The 21,572-nt window shown below is 53.9% G+C and carries 21 protein-coding genes; 7 read left to right on the top strand and 14 right to left on the bottom strand.

Annotated features, from left to right (window positions below; genetic code table 11):
- Nucleotides 1-18 precede the first annotated feature (18 nt).
- A complete protein-coding gene (locus AC6I9Z_RS12390) occupies nucleotides 19-2,364 on the bottom strand; it encodes a coiled-coil domain-containing protein (RefSeq protein WP_461456118.1) in 2,346 nt (781 codons plus the stop codon).
- A 68-nt stretch (nucleotides 2,365-2,432) separates the two neighbouring features.
- Between AC6I9Z_RS12390 and AC6I9Z_RS12385 the strand changes: the two genes are divergently transcribed.
- From AC6I9Z_RS12385 to AC6I9Z_RS12370, 4 genes are all read left to right on the top strand, one after another.
- Complete coding sequence (locus tag AC6I9Z_RS12385; protein ID WP_461456117.1) at nucleotides 2,433-2,741, top strand: Hpt domain-containing protein; 309 nt, start codon at nucleotides 2,433-2,435, stop codon at nucleotides 2,739-2,741.
- A 105-nt stretch (nucleotides 2,742-2,846) separates the two neighbouring features.
- A complete protein-coding gene (locus AC6I9Z_RS12380) occupies nucleotides 2,847-4,049 on the top strand; it encodes a hypothetical protein (protein WP_461456116.1) in 1,203 nt (400 codons plus the stop codon).
- Between the two features lie 72 nt (nucleotides 4,050-4,121).
- Complete coding sequence (locus tag AC6I9Z_RS12375) at nucleotides 4,122-5,156, top strand: hypothetical protein (RefSeq protein WP_461456115.1); 1,035 nt, start codon at nucleotides 4,122-4,124, stop codon at nucleotides 5,154-5,156.
- A complete protein-coding gene (locus AC6I9Z_RS12370) occupies nucleotides 5,156-6,556 on the top strand; it encodes a sensor histidine kinase (protein WP_461456114.1) in 1,401 nt (466 codons plus the stop codon). Before AC6I9Z_RS12375 ends, AC6I9Z_RS12370 begins: the two co-directional genes overlap by 1 nt.
- A gap of 49 nt (nucleotides 6,557-6,605) precedes the next feature.
- On the opposite strand, the gene AC6I9Z_RS12365 is transcribed toward AC6I9Z_RS12370, so the two are convergent.
- Together AC6I9Z_RS12365 and gltX are read right to left on the bottom strand one after the other, a co-directional pair.
- The gene (locus AC6I9Z_RS12365) at nucleotides 6,606-7,892 is read right to left on the bottom strand and encodes a citrate synthase (protein ID WP_461456113.1); all 1,287 of its coding nucleotides are present in this window, start codon (nucleotides 7,890-7,892) and stop codon (nucleotides 6,606-6,608) included.
- Nucleotides 7,893-7,924: 32 nt separating this feature from the next.
- On the bottom strand, nucleotides 7,925-9,343 hold the full coding sequence (gltX, locus tag AC6I9Z_RS12360) for a glutamate--tRNA ligase (protein ID WP_461456112.1): 1,419 nt from the start codon (nucleotides 9,341-9,343) through the stop codon (nucleotides 7,925-7,927).
- A gap of 31 nt (nucleotides 9,344-9,374) precedes the next feature.
- Between gltX and AC6I9Z_RS12355 the strand changes: the two genes are divergently transcribed.
- Nucleotides 9,375-11,654: a ComEC/Rec2 family competence protein gene (locus AC6I9Z_RS12355; RefSeq protein WP_461456111.1), complete on the top strand. Its 2,280-nt coding sequence runs from the start codon at nucleotides 9,375-9,377 to the stop codon at nucleotides 11,652-11,654.
- 18 nt (nucleotides 11,655-11,672) lie between these two features.
- On the opposite strand, the gene lexA is transcribed toward AC6I9Z_RS12355, so the two are convergent.
- The 7 genes from lexA to AC6I9Z_RS12320 form a co-directional block, all read right to left on the bottom strand.
- Nucleotides 11,673-12,365: a transcriptional repressor LexA gene (lexA, locus tag AC6I9Z_RS12350; protein WP_461456110.1), complete on the bottom strand. Its 693-nt coding sequence runs from the start codon at nucleotides 12,363-12,365 to the stop codon at nucleotides 11,673-11,675.
- Between the two features lie 66 nt (nucleotides 12,366-12,431).
- Nucleotides 12,432-13,616, bottom strand: coding sequence for a molybdopterin molybdotransferase MoeA (locus AC6I9Z_RS12345; protein ID WP_461456109.1), 1,185 nt, complete (start codon nucleotides 13,614-13,616; stop codon nucleotides 12,432-12,434).
- Entirely contained in the window at nucleotides 13,613-14,083 is a 471-nt protein-coding gene (gene moaC, locus AC6I9Z_RS12340; protein WP_461456108.1) for a cyclic pyranopterin monophosphate synthase MoaC, read from the bottom strand. Before moaC ends, AC6I9Z_RS12345 begins: the two co-directional genes overlap by 4 nt.
- Nucleotides 14,084-14,089: 6 nt before the next feature.
- Complete coding sequence (gene trpC / locus AC6I9Z_RS12335) at nucleotides 14,090-14,890, bottom strand: indole-3-glycerol phosphate synthase TrpC (RefSeq protein ID WP_461456107.1); 801 nt, start codon at nucleotides 14,888-14,890, stop codon at nucleotides 14,090-14,092.
- Nucleotides 14,891-14,900: 10 nt separating this feature from the next.
- Nucleotides 14,901-15,890 (bottom strand): anthranilate phosphoribosyltransferase, encoded by a 990-nt coding sequence (gene trpD / locus AC6I9Z_RS12330; RefSeq protein WP_461456106.1) that lies wholly within the window; start codon nucleotides 15,888-15,890, stop codon nucleotides 14,901-14,903.
- Entirely contained in the window at nucleotides 15,887-16,420 is a 534-nt protein-coding gene (locus AC6I9Z_RS12325) for a YcxB family protein (protein ID WP_461456105.1), read from the bottom strand. Before AC6I9Z_RS12325 ends, trpD begins: the two co-directional genes overlap by 4 nt.
- Entirely contained in the window at nucleotides 16,417-17,001 is a 585-nt protein-coding gene (locus AC6I9Z_RS12320; protein ID WP_461456104.1) for an anthranilate synthase component II, read from the bottom strand. The genes AC6I9Z_RS12325 and AC6I9Z_RS12320 overlap by 4 nt, the downstream gene beginning before the upstream one ends.
- Nucleotides 17,002-17,114: 113 nt before the next feature.
- Between AC6I9Z_RS12320 and AC6I9Z_RS12315 the strand changes: the two genes are divergently transcribed.
- Complete coding sequence (locus AC6I9Z_RS12315) at nucleotides 17,115-17,417, top strand: polyhydroxyalkanoic acid system family protein (protein ID WP_109356849.1); 303 nt, start codon at nucleotides 17,115-17,117, stop codon at nucleotides 17,415-17,417.
- Nucleotides 17,418-17,577: 160 nt separating this feature from the next.
- Here AC6I9Z_RS12315 and AC6I9Z_RS12310 read toward each other — a convergent pair whose 3' ends face one another.
- The 3 genes from AC6I9Z_RS12310 to AC6I9Z_RS12300 are packed head-to-tail and all read right to left on the bottom strand — an operon-like array spanning nucleotide 17,578 to nucleotide 19,273.
- On the bottom strand, nucleotides 17,578-17,910 hold the full coding sequence (locus tag AC6I9Z_RS12310) for a DUF1905 domain-containing protein (RefSeq protein WP_461456103.1): 333 nt from the start codon (nucleotides 17,908-17,910) through the stop codon (nucleotides 17,578-17,580).
- A gap of 20 nt (nucleotides 17,911-17,930) precedes the next feature.
- Nucleotides 17,931-18,335 (bottom strand): GFA family protein, encoded by a 405-nt coding sequence (locus AC6I9Z_RS12305; RefSeq protein WP_461456102.1) that lies wholly within the window; start codon nucleotides 18,333-18,335, stop codon nucleotides 17,931-17,933.
- Between the two features lie 56 nt (nucleotides 18,336-18,391).
- The gene (locus tag AC6I9Z_RS12300) at nucleotides 18,392-19,273 is read right to left on the bottom strand and encodes a haloalkane dehalogenase (RefSeq protein ID WP_461456101.1); all 882 of its coding nucleotides are present in this window, start codon (nucleotides 19,271-19,273) and stop codon (nucleotides 18,392-18,394) included.
- On the opposite strand from AC6I9Z_RS12300, the gene AC6I9Z_RS12295 reads away from it, so the two are divergent.
- Complete coding sequence (locus AC6I9Z_RS12295; protein ID WP_497810931.1) at nucleotides 19,166-19,954, top strand: TetR/AcrR family transcriptional regulator; 789 nt, start codon at nucleotides 19,166-19,168, stop codon at nucleotides 19,952-19,954. The genes AC6I9Z_RS12300 and AC6I9Z_RS12295 overlap by 108 nt on opposite strands.
- A 96-nt stretch (nucleotides 19,955-20,050) precedes the next feature.
- Here the strand turns inward: AC6I9Z_RS12295 and trpE are convergent, their stop codons facing one another.
- Entirely contained in the window at nucleotides 20,051-21,568 is a 1,518-nt protein-coding gene (gene trpE, locus AC6I9Z_RS12290) for an anthranilate synthase component I (RefSeq protein WP_461456099.1), read from the bottom strand.
- Nucleotides 21,569-21,572 lie beyond the last annotated feature (4 nt).

Below are 21,572 nucleotides of genomic sequence, written 5' to 3'. Positions count from 1 at the left end.
CCCGAAAGTGATGAGCTTTTAGTTGCGAAGCCGTTCAATAGCCTGTGCCAAAGCGACATAGAGTTTGCCGATATCCGATGACAACAACGTCACACTGATTGCGCTACCATCGCGGGTCGCAAGTACGCCGCGCAGCATTGTTTCAAAATCGTGGATGTAGCGGTTCACATGCTCGCGGAATTCTGAATTATTGTCATATTCCGCCAGAATTTCGCGCACTTCTCCGGTATCAAGCAGGCGTACGGCCCGGCGGGTAAATATACCTCGGTCGCCTTTCAGATAAGCGGCCCATTCCGTATCGGTCACTTCATTGGATAGTAATTTCGTGACGTCGATCGCCGTGGAATTGAGGGATTCGGTGAGCAAAGCGACGCGGCGTGTGAAATTCTCGTCGCTGCTCTGTTCCGCCTTTTCCTTGGCGAACAATATGCGCTGTTCCAATTTGGTGGTCATGTCTTCAATGGCGGCAAGCTGTGCCGTCAAATGACCAGCGGTAGATTCCGTCGTCGCGACCGCTTTGGACACGGCAGTTTCCAGCTTCGGCGCGATGGAAGAGATTTTTTCATCAACAATCTTGGTGAGCGCTTCTTCGCTGACTTTTTCAAAGGTCTCGGCAGATCCTGAAATAGATTTTTCCAATGCCTCGCGCGAATGTTCCGATGCCTGGCGAGCAGTCTCTTTTACGCGCAGCAGGGCGCTGACCAGTTTTTCGCCAGCGCTTTCGGCCAGAGCTTCGTTCTGGTCACGGACTTCCTGCAATTCTTTCGCGAGCCCTTCGATTTTACCGAGAACATTGTCGGTCGCAATAATGCCATCATCGCTGAGCTTGGCGAGTTTCGCGCGCTGTTCCTCAATGGCCTCATCCGATTTTTCAATTTTGGCGGTCACTTCATCGGTTACCGTACCGACCTTTTCGGCTTCTTCAGTCATGCGGCTGAACATGGCAGAACTGGCTTCGGATTTTTCGTTCATCCGGTCAAACGCGGCGGGTAATGTTTCGTCCAGCTCCCGCGCGCCGCTATCAAGAGCGACAAGCAGTTGTTCGACGCGCTCGATCATCTGATCAGCAGTACCATGGCCCTCTTCGATGGATTTCTTGAGTGCGTCGCTATTCTGCTCGAGCGCAGTCATCGCAAAGGCCAGCTTGGCGGTTTTTTCGCCGCTTTCATTGTCGAGCGTTTCCACTTTGGTCGAGATATCCGCCACGCTTTGATGGAGTTCAGCCACAAGTTCCTTCAACCGCGCTTCTTCATCATCAGCCGTTTTGCCGACCAGAGTCAGGGTTTCTTCTATGCTCGCCAGATCGCTCTTGATCGCCTCAGAGCTTTCGGAAGTTTCAACCGCCAGTTCGGAGCGGGTCTTGTGCAAAGCAGCGATGACGTCGGCAGACGTGTTTTTCAAAATGTCAGCAATACGGGTCGACCCTGTTTCCGTCTCAGTCAGCTGCTTGGTCAATTTTTCTTTTATGGCTTCAGCGGTTGTTTCAAGATTGGACAGCGAATCTTCCGAACGTTTGGTCAGTTCATCAAGACTGGCTTTCGCCGCCGTTCCAACATCGCCAATCCGGCTCAATGTATTGACCATCGCAGCCATTTCGGTCTGGGCAGCACGACCGGAGTTTCCAATTTGATTGGTCACGTCTTTTGCTGTGCTAATGACGAAGGGCAGATGCTCACGCAATTGTTCGAGATTCTTGTAAGCGGTATCGCCGACCGTATCCAATTTCTTCATCTTGGACAGGCCATCGCTCAAGGCCGATTTGATATTGCTGGCTGCTTCGTTGAGTTTTGTCGACGATTGAGAGCTCAGCGTTTCCAGTTCTTTCGTTTCACCGGCAAGGAATTCACGCGCCATCGCCAGTTCGTTGTTCACCGTCTTCAAACGGAATTCCAGCTGCTCGGATTCCATTCGTAAAGATGATGCAACGTCATCAAATCGCTTGGCTTCCCGGGTGCTGTTGCGCATGTAGAGCAGATAGAGAATAGCGAAGGTCGCAATTGGCAGGCAATATTGAGACAATAGGTCAATCCCGCCCTTCATCGTCGGGATTGTGGTAAATATGTCGCGATTGGCCCACGCGAAGAAGGCGGTCCATAACGCTATGGATAGACCCAACAGCACCGGTGCAATGTAATGAGATCGTGACGTACGAATGATATCGTCATCGGCATAATGACTCCATTCTTCATCACTGCTTACCTCGTCAAGCTCCTGATCCGCTTCGCTTTCAACGGCATGGCTGCCCTCGTCTTCGCTCAGCTCAAGGGCATCACTGCCATCTGTTTCGTCAAACTCGACATGCTCCATATGAGGTTCTTCACCCCGGTCACGCCTGATTCCGATAATTTTCGATCCACCTGTCATGAGTCGGTTTTACCATAAAAATCGGTCAGAGAAACTATAAGTTAACCATGGCACCGTAAGAAATGCCCATGTCATTCGATTATGGAGCGCTCGACGCGGCTTTAACCGCCGCAGTTGGTGACGATCAGTCACTCATCGCGGAATTGCGTACCGCCTTTCTGGACAGTGCAAAACGGCAAGTCGATTTGCTTCACCGCGCACGTTGTGATGCCAATTGGGAATATGCTGCTTTGCGCCTGAAGGGGTTGGCGGCCAGTTTCGGTGCGACTCATGTACTGGATCTGGCGGAAGAAGCGGTTACGTCTGCTCCGGGTGAACCGACAGTGCTAAAAAAGCTCGAACGGGCTATTGCCGCGATCGAAGATCATCGCGACTAATCACCACATATATCCGCACTAATAGATGAAGATATCGCTTTGATGCCATGGCGGTAAATCCTATATGATGCTCACGTCTGTTGACTGGCAAATTGGGATTTATTTTTGAGACTGGCCCTTATCTCCGTATCGACCGAGCATGAAGTGGGGCATGGGCCTGCTGGCATGCTGCCGCTGTTCGATGGTAATGTCATTGAACAGCAAGTAAGATCTGTCCGAAATATGGGTGCAGAGAAGATTATATTGCTGAGCCCAACTATGCCCGGGGCTTTGCTGCAATATGTTGATGCCCTGAAGCGCCAGAATATTGATGCCGAGATTGTCCGCGATACCAGCGATCTGGGGCAATATGCGTCAGAAAATGACGACTTTATTTTTCTTGGGGATGGTATTCTCCCCGCAAAGCCGATTGAAGCTCAATTGAGCAGGAAATCCGTTGAATCAATCTATGTCGTAACAAATGCAGATAATTACGACAGTTTTGAGCGGATTGATCTCAGCCACCGATGGCTCGGCATAGCTCTTTTAAAAGCCACACGCCTCGAGGAGATATCGAATATCCCCGATGATTGGGACGTCGGCTCTGCATTGCTTCGTACCGCGGTTCAGTCGGAATGTGAGCGAGAGCTGGTATCTGACGAGGACATGCAGTCCGATGTAGTGTCCCAGCTGATCGATGCCGAGAGGAGTTTGGCTTATGCCGACCGGCGGCTCGGTGCGGTGCGAATTCCCAAGCAGAATTTCCTCGATCGATATGTCGTTTGGCCGTTGATGCGCAAACTGATGCCAGTACTTTGGCAGGCCCCCGATGCGAAGAAATATTTTGGGATGGCCAGTATTGCCTGCTCGATAATCGCACTGGGACTTGGACTTATCATATGGCCTGCCGCTTCGCTGGGCTTTCTGTTTCTCGGTTCCGTGGTTTTGGTACTCCACAAACGGATTTCCATGTTTTCGACCGAATTGAACAAGCCTGACTGGACCGCACCAATATTCTATTTGGTAGCCGCAATCGTTTTGACAATTACGGTCCTGCGGACAGCGTCTTCGGCAACCTTGTTCGCTGACATATCAATATTGCTGCTACTAATTGGTAATTTATGGCTCGTTCACGCGGCGAAGGATGATACCGGATTGAACTGGGTAAGGCCTGATAAACCTTTGATTCTATTGATTTTATTGATCACTGCTGCTTTTGGCGCATTCTCCCTTGGTCTCTACACCGCTGCCTTGTTCTGTTTGGTTTATCTGGTTGCAGAACGACGCGACTATTTTTCTTCGGAATCTGGCGCTGCATCTCAAAAATAGAAAACATTGCACTTAGCCAGATATTAACCACATTGGCCTACGGCTAAACCCATGGTGAAGCGAGATTTTTTGATGGACCAGAATACGGGCCCTGGCCTTGTTCAGCAGGCTGCCGCAATCAGCGGTTCAAGCGCCGCTGTGTCTGACGACCTTGCTGCCGCGCTCTTTCCGAAATCGGACATCATATTGTCTGATCGCATGCTGTCCAACGGCCGCCTATATTTGCAGTCTATCGTGCAGGATATCGAAACGGAAATCTGCATGATTGCTGTCGAAGACTTTGGCCTGACACATGATACGATTATCGAGATTGGCAACAGCGACAGAGGACATAGTTTTCCGTTGCTTCAAAATGCGGGTTTGCTGGAAACCAAAACACTGCTCAACCATATTTTCATCAGCGTACAGCGGGTAGAACTGGGCGCGCGGCTTTTGCAGAAAATTTCACAGTCCGATCTGGAAGCTGTTTTGACCCGCTATCTCGACAATGAAGAAGCGGCGATTGCGGACGCCGCGATGGCATCGCTTGTGGCACAAAGCCGCGACAATGCGGCGCCTGGTTCCATTCATGCTCATATCGCCAGTCTTCCTGCAGAAATATTGTTTGCACTTGTGTGGCCTGTGGTTGCCGCGATTCAAAAGCTTTCCGGCTATGATGGACCGGACCTGAAAAAAGCAGCAGAGAAACTGCTGGGCGGACATGATGAGAGCGTTGGCACGCAAAGCCGCGCACGCCGTCTGGCGCAACTTGTCGATCAGTTGGCAGAGGATGAACATCATCTTCATCCACTTTATGACGGGCTGGATCTTTTTCTTGCCCGTCTGGCAAAGCGCTCCGGACTGTCAGTTGATCAACTCATATTATTTACCGCTGAACCCAATATGGTTCGACTGGTTCTGACCATGCGTGCAGTTGATTTGCCGACAGACCATGCCATATCGATTTTCGGTGTGCTGGACGGTAGTGGTCAGTTACTGACCCCCGCTTCCTATAACGAGATTGATGGTGAGAAGGCCGCAGAACTGGTCAGTAAGTGGGCTGGCAACAAACTTTTCCAAGATGCGCAGCGTCAGTTAAATGCTGGCCTTCCGGGGTTTTCTGACTAATGCCGGTTACCGGCAATCTGGCCGAGCCGGTTCGCGGACAACTGGATGGTGATGGCCGTCTGGTCTCGGCGGACCCGCCGCTGCTGCGCCTTCACCTGCATTGCGGCGGCTATGAGGGCGGGCCGCTGGCTGTGCCACAATTGTCAAATCTCTGCCGTTTGAGCAGGCAGTTGAACATGAACCTGTCACGCCCAGTGCAGGCGGCTGATGAAGACAACCTGATCAACATGTGGGTTGAGATTCGTCTTCAACCTGGTGACCAGTATGGCAATGTCGGGATCAGCATCGTTGACTGGAAAGAAACGCCTGCGCCTTCGACAAGCAGTCAGGCATCTGGGCGGCAGCGTGATTTTGACCGGCTCAATGGGCGAGGGTCGATCCGGACCGATGCATCCCTGCGTATCATGGCCTTGTCCATGCCCGGTGATCTGGATGCAGTTGAGAAATATATCGGTCAATCCCTGCTGGATATTTTCGACTTTGTAGAGCCATCCAAACAGAGCGTGTTGGTGGAATCAATATCTGAACGCCAGCCGGTGCGCGGTCAGCACGTTCGCCAGAGAAACGGAAAAAGGTCCTTCTACAACCTGTCCGGGCAGCCATTGATTGATAATGATGGCCTGTTTTCCGGCTATCGCTTCGCGCTGGAACTGGATGAGGAACGGGAAGCCAAAGAGAATGAAGACGAGGCAAGTCTGCCGATCAAAAAAAGCGAACTGATCAGCGATTCCCTTTTCGGTTCCCAATTGGGCCCGGCTTTGCGTCAGCCACTGGGCAAGATTATCGCCAATGCCGAGACTATTGGTAGCCGGTTGGAAGGGCCATTGCGTGGAGATTACTCCGATTATGCCAAGGATATCGCCTCCGCCGGTCGCCACTTGATGGATCTGGTCAATGACCTGTCCGATCTCGAAGCAATACAGCGGACCAGTTTTTCAGTTGCCGCAGATGATATTGATCTTGTTGATCTGGCACACCGGGCTGCTGGCCTGCTCGCGGTTAAGGCAGCCGATCACCAGATCCGAATTGACTTGCCTGACAAAGATCTGGAAATGCCGGTAAAGGGCGAGTTTCGTAGGGTTTTGCAGATATTGGTCAACCTGATCGGGAATGCAATCCGTTACTCTCCCGATGGTTCGGTCATTAAGTTGCAGGTTGTTTCAGAGGGTGAGTTCTCAGTGATTACCGTGCGTGACCAGGGCGATGGTATTGCCGAAGATGATCAGCAGCGCATATTTGAAAAGTTCGAAAGACTAGGGCGCTCTGGCGACGGCGGCAGCGGATTGGGCCTTTTCATCTCCCGTCGTCTGGCCAATGCCATGGACGGCAGCCTGACAGTCGAGAGCGCCGTTGGCAAAGGTTCTACCTTTAAACTCAGCCTGCCATCACGCGCCGCTTAGGCACAAAAAAGGGAGCTATGAAGCTCCCTTTTTTCCATATTTTCCAAGATTACCGTTTGCCAATTTCCACATAATCGCGCTGTGTGGGGCCGGTATAAAGCTGGCGCGGACGCCCGATAACCTGACCGGGATCAGAAATCATCTCGTTCCACTGAGCAACCCAGCCGACGGTCCGTGCGAGCGCGAAGAGCGCGGTAAACATGGAGGTCGGGAAACCAATAGCGGAAAGGATGATGCCGGAATAGAAATCTACGTTCGGGAAGAGCTTCTTCTCTTTGAAATAGTCATCGTTCAGAGCCATTTCCTCTAGTTGCAGAGCAACCTCAAAGACAGGATCGGTGACTTTCAATGCGTCAAAGACTTCACGGACGGTTTTCTGCATGACCGTCGCACGCGGGTCATGATTTTTATAAACCCGGTGACCAAAGCCCATAAGGCGGAATGGATCATTCTTGTCTTTCGCACGTTCAATATATTCCGGAATCCGGTCAGGGTGACCGATTTCATGGAGCATGTTGAGTGCCGCTTCATTGGCGCCGCCATGGGCAGGGCCCCAGAGGCAAGCAATGCCGGCAGCAATACAGGCAAAAGGATTGGCTCCCGAAGAACCGGCGAGCCGCACGGTTGAGGTGGAAGCATTTTGCTCATGGTCAGCATGAAGGATGAAAATCCGGTCCATTGCTTTTTCAACTGCTGGGACAACTTCATAAGGCTCGGCGGGAACGCCAAAGGTCATACGCAGGAAATTACCTGTATAAGACAAGCTGTTATCCGGATGCATGAAAGGCTGGCCGACGGCATATTTATACGCCATCGCAGCAATGGTCGGCATTTTGGCGATCAACCGGTGACTTGCGATCATCCGCTGTTCGGGATCACTGATATCCGTGCTGTCGTGATAGAAAGCAGACAGAGCACCTACGACGCCGCACATGATCGCCATCGGGTGAGCATCGCGGCGGAAACCATTGTAAAAGGTCGAAAACTGATCATGCAGCATCGTGTGGCGCGTGATCGTGTTGGTGAACTGCGCATATTCGTCTGCTGTTGGAAGCTCTCCGCGCAAGAGCAGGTGGGCCACTTCCATGAAGCTGCTATGTTCGGCCAGTTGACCGATGGGGTAACCGCGATGCAGCAATATGCCTTCGCCGCCATCGATAAACGTCAATTCAGATTCGCAGCTGGCTGTCGATTTGAACCCTGGATCGTAGGTGAAGGCACCAGTCTGTCCGTAAAGTTTCCGAATATCCACGACATCCGGTCCTTCGGTTCCCTGCATGACGGGAAATTCGTAATTTTCGCCGTCTAGGTTAAATGATGCGCTATTGTTGCCCACAATATTGTCCTTTCTGCTCCTGAGAATTCAGGTTATTTTATTTGATCTGCAAGACGATCCAATGACTCTTCCTTGCCCAAGAGTATCAGCACGTCAAAAATTCCGGGTGAACTGGTACTTCCCGTTAAGGCGGCCCGCATAGGTTGTGCAAGCTTTCCTAACCCCAATTCGGCGGCTTCTGCTATGGCCTTCACCCGGTCCTCGGTTGCCTGGATCGTCCAGTCGTCAAGGTCGGTCAAAGTCGAATGAATCGATTCAAGCAGCTGCCGTGCGTCAGCATCTAGCAGAGATTGTGCCTTCTCGTCGAGGTCAAGTGGTCGTTTTTTATAGAGAAAAAGGCTATTATTAGCCAATTCGATAAGGTTTTTGGCGCGGCTTTTCAAAACCGGCATGGCCTGGACCAGCAAATCGCTTTCAGCCGGTGTCAATTTTGCTCCCAGCTCGTCCTCAATCCAGGGTATTGTCAGCGCTACCAGCGCCTTGTCATCGGCATCGCGAATATATTGACCGTTCAGGTTTTGCATTTTTTTGGCATCAAAGCGCGAAGGTGATTTGCCAACGCCTGACAGGTCAAACCATTCTATGGCCTGTTCACGCGAAATTATCTCGTCATCGCCGTGCCCCCAACCCAGGCGAAGCAGATAATTGAACATCGCATCGGACATGATTCCCATATCGCGATAGGCCTCCACGCCCAGTGCGCCATGCCGTTTGGAGAGCTTGGCGCCATCATTGCCGTGGATTAGTGGAATATGGGCGTAAACCGGTTCGGCCCAGCCCATCGCGCGGATCATCGCCATCTGGCGGAACGCGTTGTTGAGATGATCATCCCCGCGAATCAGATGCGTTACACCCATGTCATGGTCGTCGACCACGACTGCCAGCATATAAGTCGGCGTACCGTCGGAGCGCAAAAGGATGAAATCATCAATCTCGCTATTCTGCACAGACACTTCACCTTGAACCGCATCTTTGATGGTCATCTTGCTGCCAGTCTCGGTTTTCAGGCGGATCACATAAGGCGCACCTTCGGGCGCTTCGGACGGATCGCGATCCCGCCAGCGGCCGTCATAGCGCATCGGCTTCTTTTCCGCCTTTTGCTGCTCACGCATGGCGGCCAGTTCTTCCGGTGTCGCAAAGCATTTATAAGCATTTCCGGCATCGAGCAGCTCATGCGCGACTTCTGCATGGCGCGCCGCGCGTTCCGATTGGAAAATCGGTTCATCATCCCAATCAAGACCCAGCCAGTCCAACCCTTCCAGAATCGCATCAATCGCTTCCTGCGTGGATCGCGCCTTGTCGGTATCTTCAATTCTGAGTAGCGCCTTGCCGCCATGATGCCGAGCGAATAGCCAGTTGAACATCGCCGTACGTGCGCCGCCAATATGCAAAAACCCGGTCGGGGAGGGCGCGAAACGCGTGACGACTTGTTCTGATTTATTAAGATTCACGCTTGGTGTTTCCCTGTGTTAGGCAAAAATAATGCAGAGTGGCTTTGATCCGAATAGCCCTGGCGTAACGCCCGATGATATCGGTATGGCCGCCATTTCCGGTTCGAATGGCAAGGCCCTTAGCATGCCGTTTCACGCACGACAATTGCCTGAATATCTTGGAAATTTGGAAATTTTCAAACGCCTGGAAATGCAGCTTGAAAAAGAGCGCGACCGGCTGGCCTTATGGATGCCCGTTGGCGTTGGCGCGGGAATCGCGGTCTGGTTTCTGCTGGCAAATGTAGCCCTTTGGATAGGTTTTATCGCACTTTCTTGCGGCTTGGCCTTAAGTGTCAAAGCCCTGAATATGGGCGGAAGGGTAGGCAACGCGTTTTTCTGGTTCATGGTGTTAATAGGCATCGGCTGTGCGCTCATGGGGTTCCGCTCATGGGCTGTGGCAGCGCCGGTATTGGAACGGCCAATGGTCGCGTCTTTCCATTCAGAAATTGAAAAGGTGGAAGTGGTCAGTGCCCGCGACATTGTCCGGTTGACGCTGGATACGCATGAGAAACAGGATTTGCCACCGCGGGTGCGCGTGAATGTTCCAATTGAAAAGGCGGTAGCCGACCTGCAGCCGGGCACCATCATTCAGCTTCGCGCCCGGTTAATGCCACCGGCGATGTCCAGTCTTCCGGGTGCTTATGATTTTTCCCGCCGTGCCTGGTTCATGGGGCTGGGTGCTACCGGTCAGCTATTGGGGGAAATTCATGTCGTTCAGCCAGCGCAGCCGTCTTGGGGACCGCTTTCATCCATGCCGGAATATCGCCAGGTGCTGTCGAACCATGTCCAGTCCTGCATGGCCGGTGGGGCAGGGGCGATTGGTGCAACCCTGGCCACTGGCGATCGCGGGGCAATTAATGACGAAGATGCTGAAGCCATGCGGCGCAGTGGGTTGGCGCACCTTTTGTCAATCAGCGGCCTGCATGTAACGGCGGTTGTCGGTGCAGTTTATTTGTTAGTTTTGCGTATTTTGGCGCTATTTCCAACATTAGCGCTGCGTTTTCGGCTGCCTCTGGTGGCTGCGGGTTGCGCAGCTGTGGCAGCGCTGGGTTATACATTGATGACCGGCGCGCAGGTGCCAACGATAAGAGCATGTGTCGCAGCATTGCTGGTTCTCATGGCTCTCGTCATGGGGCGCAGTGCCATCACCCTGCGCATGGTCGCGGCAGGGGCCCTGTTTGTGCTCATCATCTGGCCGGAATCCCTTGTCGGACCGAGCTTTCAGCTTAGTTTTGCCGCTGTCACCGCGATTATTGCGATGCACGAACACCCTAGAATAAAGGCATTGTTCGCACGACGGGAGGAAGTCCTTCTCAGGCGACTGGGGCGGATCATATTGGCGCTTTTCCTCACTGGTCTGGTCGTCGAGCTGGCATTGATGCCCATTGCGTTGTTCCATTTTCACAAAGCCGGCATTTATGGCGCGCTGGCCAATATCATCGCTATTCCGCTGACAACATTTGTGATTATGCCTCTGGAAGCATTGGCATTGCTACTTGATACGGTTGGTTTGGGTGCACCGTTCTGGTGGTTATGTGAAAAGGCGCTGAGCAGTCTGCTGGTGTTGGCCCACTATGTATCCAGTCGACCGGGATCAGTAACCATGCTACCGACCATGCCACTGGCCGCGTTTGGGTTAGTGATTGCCGGTGGCTTGTGGTTGGCCCTGTGGAGTCAGTCTTGGCGTATCTGCGGTCTTGCTCCTATAGCAATTGGTGTCCTGATGATAGCCACGACCCGCGCTCCTGATCTCTACATTACCGGAGATGGTCGTCATGTCGGGATCCGCAATGACGCGGGGGAGCTGGCGATGCTTCGCACGCGCAGCGGTGACTTCATTCGCGACATGTTGCTGGAAAATGCCGGGATTGATGGGGAAGCCACGGCCCTAGAGGACTGGCCAAATGCGCAGTGTAATGCAGATAGCTGCACAGTTATCATGGAGGGGGAAGGCCGAGACTGGGTGATCGTTGCAACGCGCAGCTCTTACTATATTCCGGCCATGGCGCTGTCAGCGGCCTGCCGGCGTGCCGATATTGTGATCAGCGAACGGCGCCTCCCTATCAGTTGTCAGCCACGCTGGCTTAAGGCGGATCGTATTTTATTGGGCCAGGTTGGCGGTATGACGATAGATCTGGAGAACCAAAAGATTGGAACCGTTTTGGGCCGTTCCGGGCGTCATCAATGGACGCGCTTCACTGAGCCCAAAAATATGCAGCCGAAAGAGAAAACTTCCAAAATAGCGGCAGAAATCAAAGGCAGCCCTGAATAAAACTGTACCCAGCTATCGTTAGTTATAGCGCCGCAACAGTCCGGCCATTTTGCCCTGTATCCGCACCTCTCCTGCGCCAAATATCTGTGGCTCATAGGCTGGATTTGCGGGATCAAGGCGGACCTGTCCATTATCCTTGAACAGATATTTCAGTGTAGCTTCTTCATCATGGACCAGCGCAACGACGATTTCGCCGTTACGCGCTGTTTCCGTGCGTTGAATAAGCGCATAGTCGCCGTCCAATATACCCGCTTCGATCATCGAATCGCCGGAAACTTCCAACGCATAATGCTCGCCGGAGCCCAGCAATGCCGCTGGAACACTGAGCGCGGACTGACCTTCAAGGGCTTCGATCGGAACGCCTGCTGCAATCTTGCCATGAAGCGGAATTTCGATCACATCATTGGCCGCGACAGGAATTTCTTTCATCGGTGCTGAGGGAGCCTGCTCAGGGGCAATGTTTATGACATTGGAAGCAGCCGGTTTCAAATTACCGCCTTCGGGTAGCTTGGTCACTTCCAAGGCTCGTGCCCGGTTGGGAAGGCGGCGCAAAAAGCCGCGTTCTTCCAGAGCGCTGATCAACCGATGAACGCCAGATTTTGACTTCAAGCCCAATGCATCCTTCATCTCTTCAAAAGAGGGGGATACGCCTGATTCCTCCAGACTGTTATGAATGAAGCAAAGCAGTTCATGTTGTTTCGGTGTGAGCATGTTTCATGTCCTTATCGGGAACGAATAAGGAACAATTATGAAACAAACCGTGCCAAGTCAAGCATTTTAGATGGCGATATACGAAACCTCTGCGCCAACGGGTTGCTCCGGGCTGTGCGGAGGACGGAAGAGCAGGGCGTTGGCCGCTGCCAGTATCGAAAGCTTGGCGCTGTCCTGGCTGTCAAAGGCGGCAATGGCGCCGTCGACAAGCTGTGCGCGGAGAAACTCGGCGCGCTGGCTGGTGGCGGGCAACACCGTGCTGGTTTGCGCCGTTTGCATGACGGGCATATAGCTTTGCGCACCTGCAAGATAGCGGATCAGAGGCACCAGAAACAGGGTTGCCGTCACAAAGGCGGAGCCGGGATTGCCGGGCAGGGCGAGGACAAGGCTGTTACCCAGCTTCCCGGCCATGAGCGGCTTGCCCGGTTTCATCGCGATTTTCCAGAAATCCGTTTGCCCGCCAAGCCGTTTGAACGCAGGCGCCACCAGATCATGGTCGCCCACCGAAGCGCCGCCTATGGTGACGATGACATCGCAGTCCCTGGCGCTTTCCAGCGCTTCACACAGGCTATCCAGATCATCTTTTATCCGGCTGATGCAACGGGTTATTGTTGGCAGCTGTGACAGCATGGCGGCGATCATGACATCATTGCTTGCCGGTATCTGGTGCGGCTTCGTATCCGTGCCCGGGGCAACCAGCTCGTCGCCGGTGGAGAGGATCGCGACTTTGGGACGGCGACCCACGCTGACGCTGCCCGAACCGGCAATGACGGCGTGACCCAAGGCGGCGGCATTGAGCTGAATGCCAGCTTTTAGCGACACATCCCCAGACTTGAAGTCGCCGCCCTGAAAGCGGACATGACGGCCTTTGACAGGAGAAGGATCGCTGGTCAGGACAATATTGTCACCATCCGGCTCGACATTTTCCTGCATGACAACCGTATCGGCGCCCTCGGGTAGCAGGGCACCGGTGAAAATGCGGGCGGCCTGACCCGGCAGTATTGCTGGGCAGGGCGGGCTTCCGGCCTTGCATTCGCCGACCAGTTGCCAGGGACCGTCGCGGTCTTCAAAGCGGATGGCATATCCATCCATTGCTGACATGTCTGCTGCCGGTTGATCGCGACCAGCCATGACGTCTTCTGCAAGATAACGCCCCAGCGCATCACCTATGGCAATGGTTTCAGAAGGCAAGGGCTGTGCCATGGCAATCAGGCGCTCTTGCGCTTCTTCCAGGGGCAGCAGCGGCTTCATTCGGCGGTCCAGTCTCCTGATTTTCCGCCTGATTTGGAGAGCAGGCGAATATCGCTAATCACCATGTCTTTCTGCATCGCTTTGGACATGTCATACACTGTTAAAAGTGCGGTTGAAGCGGCTGTTAAAGCCTCCATTTCAACCCCTGTCTTGCCGGTTAAGCGTGCCATTGCCCGAACCTTTATACCATCATGCTGATATTCAAAATCAACCGCAACTTTGCTGAGCGCCAGCGGATGACAGAGCGGGATAAGATCGCTGGTTTTCTTTGCCGCCATGATCCCGGCAATGCGGGCGGTGGCCAGCACATCACCCTTTTTCATGCTGTTGGCCCTGATGGCCTCCAGCACATCTGGATTCATGCTGATAAAACCTTCGGCATGCGCCTCGCGCACCGTCTCGTTCTTGGCTGAAATATCGACCATATGCGCCGCGCCGTCGCCGTCAATATGAGTAAGTTTGCTCATTTATGCCTATCCCTTTTCCGGGCTACCTGTCAGGAGCAGCCGTGTCGCCGCTTCGACATCATCCTGCCGCATCAACGACTCTCCGACCAGAAAGGCCCGTGCGCCCGATTGCGACAGGCGTTGGCAGTCATCATGCGTGAAAATCCCGCTTTCGGATACCATGATCCGGTCATCGGGGACTAGCTTCGACAGTCGCTCGGTTTGTTCAAGACTGGTTTCAAAGGTTTTGAGGTTGCGGTTGTTGATACCCAAAAGTCTTGATTTCAGTTTAAGCGCGCGCTCCAGTTCCACCTCATCATGCACCTCGATCAGCGCATCCATGCCATATTCCATCGCTGCCGCTTCTATTTCACTGGCAAGAGCATCGTCCAGAGCGGCCATGATAATCAGAATCGCATCGGCGCCCAGCGCACGGGATTCTTCCACCTGCCATGGATCAATCATGAAATCCTTGCGCAAGCAGGGCAGGGCGCATGCCGCCTGGGCGGCTACAAGATATTCGTCTGCGCCCTGAAAATAGGGCATGTCGGTTAGCACCGAAAGACAGGCGGCACCACCGGCCTCATAGGCGCGTGCGTGGGTCGGTGGATCAAAATCCTCACGGATCAGCCCTTTCGAGGGACTGGCTTTCTTGATCTCTGCAATCAGTGCGAAGCCTGTTTCCGACTTTTCTTCAATGGCCCGGACAAAACCGCGCGGCGCAGCCTGATGCCGCATCTGATCGTGCATGGAGGATGAGGAAATATCAGCACGGCGCTTGCGGACATGCAGGCGTTTGGCCGCGCATATTTCGGTCAGTTTATTCATTGCCCGCACCTCATTGATTAGCGATCCAGCAATTGAGCAAGGCATTGGCCAGACCCTTGTCGAGTGCTTCAGCTGCCTCTTCAACTCCCGCCTCCCAGCTATCGACTTCACCAGCGACCATCAAAGCGGCGGCGCTGTTCAGCAATACGGCATCGCGATAAGCGGAAGGTTCGCCCTGCAACAGCGCTCTCAGCGCTTTGGCGTTATATTCGGCGTCACCGCCCTTGATAGCATCGGCATCGTGACGGGACAGGCCAATATCCTCCGGCGTAATCCGGCTGTGGGTGATCGATTGCCCTTCGACTATGGCCAGCCTGGACGGTCCGGAAATGCTAAGCTCGTCCAGACCTTCTTCGCCGGACACCACCATCACCTTGTCATAGCCAAGCTGCGCGGCGGCCTCGGCATAGGTTTCCACCAGGTCAGGAGAGGCAACGCCGATAAGCTGCCGCTTGACCCGGGCAGGGTTGCAGAGCGGACCCAGCAGATTGAAAATCGTTCGCCGCCCGATAGCCTTGCGAATGGGAGCCAGCGGGCCAAGCGCGGGATGGTGATTGGGGGCGAAGAAAAAGGCGATGCCAATCTCGCGCAGGGATTGCTCGCCGCCGGTTGCCGCTTTGGCCAGATCGAGGCCCAGAGCCTCTAGCGTGTCAGCAGCCCCGGATTTGCTTGATGCGGCACGGTTGCCATGTTTGGCCATCGGGATGTCGCAGGCCGCGACGACCAGAGCCGTGGCGGTAGAAATATTAAGGCTGTGGCTCCCATCCCCGCCGGTTCCGCATACATCAATTGCATTTGCAGGCGCCTCAACAATAATCATGCGAGCCCGCATTTCCTGCGCCGCCGCCGCAATTTCCGTGGCCGTTTCCCCGCGGTCAGCCAGTTGGACCAGGAAATTACTGATCGCTTCGCCATCGACTTTGCCGTCCAGTATAGCCGCAAAAGCGGTCCGGGCGTCTGCACTGGACAGCGCGATGGCTGGATCTGGTAAGGTCGTCATGATTGCTCCTCCCCCGGTACACCGGCATCCTGCAGCCGCCGGATCAGGCCGTTCCTGTGCGCCTCATCCTTGAATATGCGGGCGGGCAGGAAATTGAACATATGATCGGAACGATAGAGCAGAACGGTTTTGTCGTCCGCCCGCCATTTGACCATGTCGGCAAAGGTCAGGTTGGCATGGCCTTGCTCGTTGCCGGAATAAAGCTTGTCATCATCCCACCAGCTGGTCGTTTCCAGACGTAAGTCTTTCTGCTGTTTATAAATTTTCTTGGACAGGCGCGGCACCCACCATATCGGGATCAGGATGGTCATCGCTAGCGCAACAATCCCGGCCCATATCGTCATGCCGACGATCAGACCGAGTGCTGCCGGCAGATTTTCGAAGCCATCATATGCCGCCATGGCCAAGCCAATCGCCAAGCCGAAGAGCAGCAGATAGCCTAGCCGCTTCCCACCCATCTGTTTCAGATGCAAACCGTAGGCCGCGCGCAGGTCTTCCTCTGTGGGCGTGAAGATTATTTTTTCGGTCATGCGATCTGTTTAGGTGTCAGCCCGGCCAGTGTCATGAAATTGGCGAGCAGGTCATGGCCATATTCGGTGGCAATGCTTTCGGGGTGAAACTGAACACCATGGATGGGCAGGCTTTCATGGCGAAAACCCATGACGGATCCGTCTTCGGCGGTGGCGTTTACCGGCAGGCAAGTCGGAATATCCTCGACAATCAGCGAGTGATAGCGGGTCGCCGTATAAGGGGAGGGTAATCCTGCGAACACGCCGCTATTGTTATGTTTTACCGGTGAAGTCTTGCCGTGCATCAATCCGCCGCGAACCACCTTGCCGCCGAAATGCTGACCAATGCTTTGATGGCCCAGGCAAACGCCGAGCAATGGTTTTTCCGCATCGGCACAGGCCGCGACCAGATCAAGCGAGATGCCGGCTTCATTGGGTGTACATGGGCCGGGCGAAATCAGAAACGCATCAGCCCCGGTTGCGAGAGCCTCGGTGGCGCTCAGCGCATCGTTTCGCTCGACTTGAACCTCGGCCCCAAGTTCCATGAGATAATGGACAAGGTTGAAGGTGAAGCTGTCATAATTGTCGATAACCAAAATCATGGATGCTGCCTAATGCCAAAAGCATCGCAGGCCAAGTTTTTCTGGCACTTATCAAGCAGATCGTTTGACGGTCAAAATCCGCGTGATAAGGTCAAGGTTCGGGAGACAAGAATATGGGCCAACCGGTAACCGTCAACATTCCACATAAATTGGGGCTAGCCGAAGCGCGCAGCCGCATTGGTGCAGGCGTGCACACGCTGGGCGAGAGCGTGCCAGGTGCGACGGTCACGGACCATCATTGGGAAGAGGACACGATGCACTGCACACTGGCAGTGATGGGGCAGCGTATTGGCGGTGAGATGCAGGTTCGCGAAGACGAGGTTTACGCCATTTTTGATTTGCCACCCTTGCTTGCCATGTTCGCCAACAAGCTGAAGGAAAAGCTTCAGAAAGAAGCACCGAAGATGCTGGAATAGGGTCTCCGCGATCCCGTCATGTCCAACGGCAGATTTCTTGGTTTGGAAACCGACTACCGTTTCAGACCAAAATGACCCATGTGCGTGATCACACCAGCAACTGAGAAATTACCATGCGCCGGCCGAAACAAGCGAAAAACGCCAATCCACCAATCACGTGCTAAATCAGTTCAAGTTTGCAGTTAACCTTATCACCCGCGACGATGCCCTCCGTCTTGCGCACCGAGGCTTTAACGGGAAGCACATATGCATTCTCATCAATGCCAGGAAAGATCGATGTCTGCCAGACCGTGTCGCCTATTGTCGCTTCCACTTTGACTGCGCCCCAACCTCCCTTCGTCGGCTGCCCCAGTTCCAGTCGCGTGACGGCGGCATGTGCCTCAATTTTTTCCCCAACATCATCGGGTACCGACAAAAAATGATAGCTGCCACGCCGATTTTCGCTGGTCCAAGTCCAAATCTCGTTGGTTATCGTAAAGGCAGGATTTGACATTGAGCTACTCTGGCAGGTTATCAGGGGTAGGCTTCAAACGTCTTGGGAGCATCCAGTTCGGGGCACCATGTCGGCCGATGCTGGTTTTGAACCGTGCTTGAAAGTTTGAAGGCCGATGGATCATCGAGGCATCCGAGGGACACCAGTCGCATCCCGGGATATGCTTTCGGGTTCACCCAATGCACATTGGAATAGCATTTGGTACACAGATATCTTTTTACCCCCGGCCATTTGGGCATCTGGGGATCGAGTTCAAGCGCATCAGACATTGTCACAACGTCTGTTTCAGGAAAAACCGCAACCGCGTTCCCGACGGAACCCGTCATGCGCTGGCAATAGTCGCAGTGGCAAACGAAACACCGAAGCGGATTGCTGGCCAATTCTATCGATACGGTTTTGCATGCACATCGTGCTGTAATCGGCATTGTCTACTCCTGCTCGGATTTTGAAAGCGGACTCTTGACTGGTGTTGAACTCATCTTCAGTCTGGCAGCCAATCCGAAATTGCTTTCCCAATCTCTTCAGGCGAATCTTCCTGGATAAAATGGGTGCCAGCGACAGTCACTTCGCTTAGATTTGGCCATGAACGCACCATATCTCTCACAGGTCCCACAATCAGGGCGCCCGGTTCGGCATTGATAAACAGTTTCGGAATCGGTGTTTCAGCCAGCCACGCATTATACTGGCCGACAATTTCGACAACATCAGCCGGTTCTCCTGCGATTGGGATCTGGCGTGGCCATGTCAGTGTCGGTCGGCGGTCCTCACCGGCATTGGCAAAAGGCTTGCGATATTCGTTCATCTCTTCGTCGGTGAGCTGACGCATGATTGCGCCCGGCAAGATGCCTTCAACAAACATGTTGTTTTCAAGAACCATCTCTTCGCCAGCAGGTGACCGGAATCCTCCAAAGATATCCGCAAAGTCTTGGGGAAAATTGTCCCAGCTGGGAATGGGGGCAACGATGGCTTCCATAAACGCAATAGCTTTGACCGCATCCGGGTGTTGATGCGCCCAGTGAAACCCTAACCCTGATCCCCAGTCGTGAATGACAAGCGTGACATTCTCATTCACACCGAGCTGATCAAGCAATGTGAACAGATATTTACGGTGCTCCACAAAAGTATATCTGTCCGGCCCGCTATTCTCGAGTTTTTCAGAATCCCCCATGCCTATGAGATCAGGAGCAATCAGGCGGCCGCGCCCGACAAGATGCGGCATAATGTTGCGCCACAAATATGATGACGTTGGGTTGCCATGCAGAAAGACAATCGGATCGCCTTCGCCTTCGCCTTCCTCAACATAAGCCATTTGCTTGCCGTGAATCGTCTGGAATTTCTTCTTGTTGCGAAAGCTGGTGGCCATTTTTATTTTTCCTTGCCTATGTCGAGTCGAAAAACCTTGTATTGGAACGAACGTTCCAATACAAGGTTCGATATGCCTCGACCGACATCCCAATCTCGCACCGACCTTGTTGATAACGCTCTTATCGCATTCTGGAACATCGGTTTTCATGCGATATCAATGGGCGATCTGGTGCGCGAAACGGGGGTTAGTCGCGGTTCGATTTACAGTGACTTCAAGGGTAAGCGTGAACTCTTCCACGCCTGTCTCGCTCGCTATCAGGAAGTGGCAGTAACGCCCAAGTTTGGGCAAGTTGAAGCACATGGTGCGAGATTGTCCGACATCAAGCAGTTTTTGTCCGACGGAATTGCTAGCCAGGAGTCATTTGATGGACCCATGCCAGGATGTCTGGTGGTGAACACGCTAGCGCAGCTCGAACCTGCTGACGAGGAAACCAAACGATATTTGGAATTCCATACCAACCGTTTGACCAAGGGATTTCGGGCAGTGTTTGTTCGAGAAAACGCCCTGACGGGCGCATTGAATGATCAGGAAATCACCGCACTTGCCGAGTTTACTACCACGTCAGTTCTGGGCCTTTGGTCCAATTCGCGAAAAATCACCGATGCGGACGAGATGCGTCGATATGTGGACATGTTGATGAGTTTGATTAGCGCAAAGCTGGGAGTGGAGTGCCTGTAGTGATTATTAATTCCAACTCACGCGCGCTTTCGTGCCCAAAGCGGCAATAAAGGTTCAATTTTTCGTAGCGCCAATATTGTCGAACTTCATAAAATGCTACTGCCCAAAGCTTACATCCTGCGCGCGCCGCACAGCCTCTTTCGCCGCGGCGAGCAGAGCGCCCGACTTCGCTTCGCATTCGCGTTGTTCATAGGCGGGATCGCTGTCTGCCACGATACCAGCGCCGGCCTGTACGTGCAGTATGCCGTCTTTTACGATGCCGGTGCGCAGGACAATACAGCTGTCCATGCTGCCATCGGGGGAGAAATAACCGACGCCGCCTGCGTATGCGCCGCGGGTTTCAGGCTCCAGTTCCGCGATAATCTGGCAGGCACGGACTTTCGGGGCACCGCTGACCGTGCCGGCCGGGAAACCGGCAAACAGCGCGTCGAGCGCGTCCTTGTCCGGTGCCAGTTCACCGACGACGTTGGAAACGATATGCATGACATGGCTGTAAAATTCGACCGTATAGCTGTCAGTGACTTCTACGCTGTTGGCCGTACTGACGCGTCCGACATCATTTCGACCAAGATCGAGCAGCATCAGATGTTCCGCCCGCTCCTTGGGATCGGCAAGCAGGCTGTCACGATTGGCTTTGTCTTGTGCCGTGTTGCTACCGCGCGGCCGGGTTCCGGCAATCGGGCGGATGGTAACTTCACCGTCCCGGGCACGCACCAATATTTCCGGGCTGGACCCGATCAGCGCAAAGCCGGGCAGGTCGAGGAAGAACAGGAAAGGAGAGGGGTTTATCCGGCGCAATGCACGGTAAAGCTCAACCGGTGGCAGGGAAAAGGGCGCGGTGAAACGCTGCGCCAATACCACCTGGAATATGTCTCCGGCCTCGATATAGTCTTTGGCGCTGAGAACCATGTCTTCATATTGCTGAGGTTGCAGCTTCGGTTCGAAGACCATGTTTTCCGGATTTAAATTCGGGGTTTCGGAGGCCAGCGGCGGAACCTTTGCGGCCATTTGCCGTTCCACTTCATCCAGCCGTTCTTCGGCAGCGGATATCTTGTCCCCCGCATCTCCCGCTGTTTCCGGCCATACGGGAGCGACCAGGAACATCTCGTCTGCCAACCGGTCAAAAATCACGATCACGGTCGGGCGCACAAATAGCATGTCTGGCAGGTTCAGTTCGGACTGTGGAGCTCTGGGAAGCTTTTCCACCAAGCCGATCGTTTCATAGCCAAAATAGCCGACAAGGCAGGCCAGCGCCCGTGGCAACCCTTCCGGGACGTCCATCTGGCAGCGCTTGACCAATGTCCGCAAGGCATCAAGACTGCCCGCCTGTTCCGGTTCGAACGCTTCGCGATCGGTTAGCCAGTTTGGGTTGATCGCCGCCTTTTCGTCATCCGCGCGAAACACAAGATCAGGGGCAAGCCCGATAAGGCTATGACGCCCACGGGTTTCGCCGCCTTCCACAGATTCGAGCAGGAAATCACCGCGCTCAGCTTCCATCAGCTTCAATGCAGTGGATACCGGTGTTTCTGTATCCGCCACCTGCTTGCGCCAGATGAGGGCAGGCTTTCCGGCGTCCAAGGCATTTTGGGCGGCGGCGATGTTTAAGCTGCGCATGATC

Source organism: Parasphingorhabdus sp., assembly GCF_059726685.1.
The sequence above is the reverse complement of the archived record's forward strand: the minus strand, read 5'-3'. Positions and strand labels throughout refer to the sequence as shown.

Excerpts from the sequence above, each read along its gene's own strand:
- AC6I9Z_RS12345 (WP_461456109.1), bottom strand. The coding sequence starts at position 13,616 with ATGAAGCCGCTGCTGCCCCTGGAAGAAGCGCAAGAGCGCCTGATTGCC.
- AC6I9Z_RS12385 (WP_461456117.1), top strand. The coding sequence starts at position 2,433 with ATGTCATTCGATTATGGAGCGCTCGACGCGGCTTTAACCGCCGCAGTT.
- trpD (WP_461456106.1), bottom strand. The coding sequence starts at position 15,890 with ATGACGACCTTACCAGATCCAGCCATCGCGCTGTCCAGTGCAGACGCC.
- AC6I9Z_RS12320 (WP_461456104.1), bottom strand. The coding sequence starts at position 17,001 with ATGATTTTGGTTATCGACAATTATGACAGCTTCACCTTCAACCTTGTC.
- lexA (WP_461456110.1), bottom strand. The coding sequence starts at position 12,365 with ATGCTCACACCGAAACAACATGAACTGCTTTGCTTCATTCATAACAGT.
- AC6I9Z_RS12305 (WP_461456102.1), bottom strand. The coding sequence starts at position 18,335 with ATGCCGATTACAGCACGATGTGCATGCAAAACCGTATCGATAGAATTG.
- AC6I9Z_RS12310 (WP_461456103.1), bottom strand. The coding sequence starts at position 17,910 with ATGTCAAATCCTGCCTTTACGATAACCAACGAGATTTGGACTTGGACC.
- AC6I9Z_RS12300 (WP_461456101.1), bottom strand. The coding sequence starts at position 19,273 with ATGGCCACCAGCTTTCGCAACAAGAAGAAATTCCAGACGATTCACGGC.
- AC6I9Z_RS12295 (WP_497810931.1), top strand. The coding sequence starts at position 19,166 with ATGCAGAAAGACAATCGGATCGCCTTCGCCTTCGCCTTCCTCAACATA.
- trpE (WP_461456099.1), bottom strand. The coding sequence starts at position 21,568 with ATGCGCAGCTTAAACATCGCCGCCGCCCAAAATGCCTTGGACGCCGGA.
- moaC (WP_461456108.1), bottom strand. The coding sequence starts at position 14,083 with ATGAGCAAACTTACTCATATTGACGGCGACGGCGCGGCGCATATGGTC.
- AC6I9Z_RS12375 (WP_461456115.1), top strand. The coding sequence starts at position 4,122 with ATGGACCAGAATACGGGCCCTGGCCTTGTTCAGCAGGCTGCCGCAATC.
- AC6I9Z_RS12325 (WP_461456105.1), bottom strand. The coding sequence starts at position 16,420 with ATGACCGAAAAAATAATCTTCACGCCCACAGAGGAAGACCTGCGCGCG.
- trpC (WP_461456107.1), bottom strand. The coding sequence starts at position 14,890 with ATGAATAAACTGACCGAAATATGCGCGGCCAAACGCCTGCATGTCCGC.
- AC6I9Z_RS12355 (WP_461456111.1), top strand. The coding sequence starts at position 9,375 with ATGCAGAGTGGCTTTGATCCGAATAGCCCTGGCGTAACGCCCGATGAT.
- AC6I9Z_RS12390 (WP_461456118.1), bottom strand. The coding sequence starts at position 2,364 with ATGACAGGTGGATCGAAAATTATCGGAATCAGGCGTGACCGGGGTGAA.
- AC6I9Z_RS12370 (WP_461456114.1), top strand. The coding sequence starts at position 5,156 with ATGCCGGTTACCGGCAATCTGGCCGAGCCGGTTCGCGGACAACTGGAT.
- AC6I9Z_RS12315 (WP_109356849.1), top strand. The coding sequence starts at position 17,115 with ATGGGCCAACCGGTAACCGTCAACATTCCACATAAATTGGGGCTAGCC.